Here is a 1,022-nt window from a genome sequence, read left to right as displayed (position 1 = left end):
GTCTAACCGCAAGGAGGACGCTTACCACGGTGTGGCAGATGACTGGGGTGAAGTCGTAACAAGGTAGCCGTAGGGGAACCTGCGGCTGGATCACCTCCTTAACGAAAGATTGACGATTGGTAAGAATCCACAACAAGTTGTTCTTCATAAAGATGTATCTGAGGGTCTGTAGCTCAGTTGGTTAGAGCACACGCTTGATAAGCGTGGGGTCACAAGTTCAAGTCTTGTCAGACCCACCAAATCTGACTAACGCGGCATGCAAGTGCTGAAGCAAACAGAACGGAACGATACATTGACTTATTGATAAGCTGGGGACTTAGCTTAGTTGGTAGAGCGCCTGCTTTGCACGCAGGAGGTCAGGAGTTCGACTCTCCTAGTCTCCACCAAATTTCAAGATAAGAAAAACAACGTTTTTCCTTGAAATTTAAGCAAGAAGCTACGCTTCGCGCAGGCTTTAATCAAACGAAGCTTGAGCTGAGTGTTAAACACCCAGATAAGTGTTTAGATCCTAGAGATTAACAAGTACAAGCGTTATGATACGCGGACTTGATAATCTCTGTGATTTATCACAGCAACATGACCTGACGAAGGCATGTTAAATCATTAACAGAATATATTTGAGTTGAAATAAATTGTTTAAGGCTCAGAACTAAATTGAAATTGAAATGTGACACGCAAGTGACATGTTTGAATGAAGATGCAGAACTGAGAAACTAGCGATTAACTGAATCAAGCGTTTTGGTATATGAATCTAATTGAAGCTGTACAGTGATTAAGTTCACGAGACACTAAACTGTATGTTGGTTGATCTACTTGTAGGATCAAGCGACTGTTTGGGGTTGTATAGTCAAGTAATTAAGTGCATGTGGTGGATGCCTTGGCAGTCAGAGGCGAAGAAAGACGTGATAGCCTGCGAAAAGCTCCGGGGAGGCGGCAAATATCCTGTGATCCGGAGATGTCTGAATGGGGAAACCCACTTACCATAAGGTAGGTATTGCATGATGAATACATAGTCATGCAAG

2 tRNA genes and 2 rRNA genes are annotated in these 1,022 nt (G+C 43.2%); all 4 read left to right on the top strand.

The features are described from left to right. Nucleotides 1-101: ribosomal RNA gene (locus FTU87_RS15000) — 16S ribosomal RNA — on the top strand; the annotation flags it as partial. A 61-nt stretch (nucleotides 102-162) separates the two neighbouring features. Continuing rightward, nucleotides 163-239: transfer RNA gene (locus FTU87_RS14995), tRNA-Ile, on the top strand. Nucleotides 240-310: 71 nt separating this feature from the next. Beyond that, nucleotides 311-386 (top strand) — tRNA-Ala (locus FTU87_RS14990). 459 nt (nucleotides 387-845) lie between these two features. Then, nucleotides 846-1,022, top strand: a 23S ribosomal RNA gene (locus FTU87_RS14985); the annotation flags it as partial.

Origin of the sequence: Acinetobacter sp. YH12156 (assembly GCF_013418235.1) — a bacterium.
Lineage (GTDB): Bacteria > Pseudomonadota > Gammaproteobacteria > Pseudomonadales > Moraxellaceae > Acinetobacter > Acinetobacter pseudolwoffii.
The sequence above is the reverse complement of the archived record's forward strand: the minus strand, read 5'-3'. Positions and strand labels throughout refer to the sequence as shown.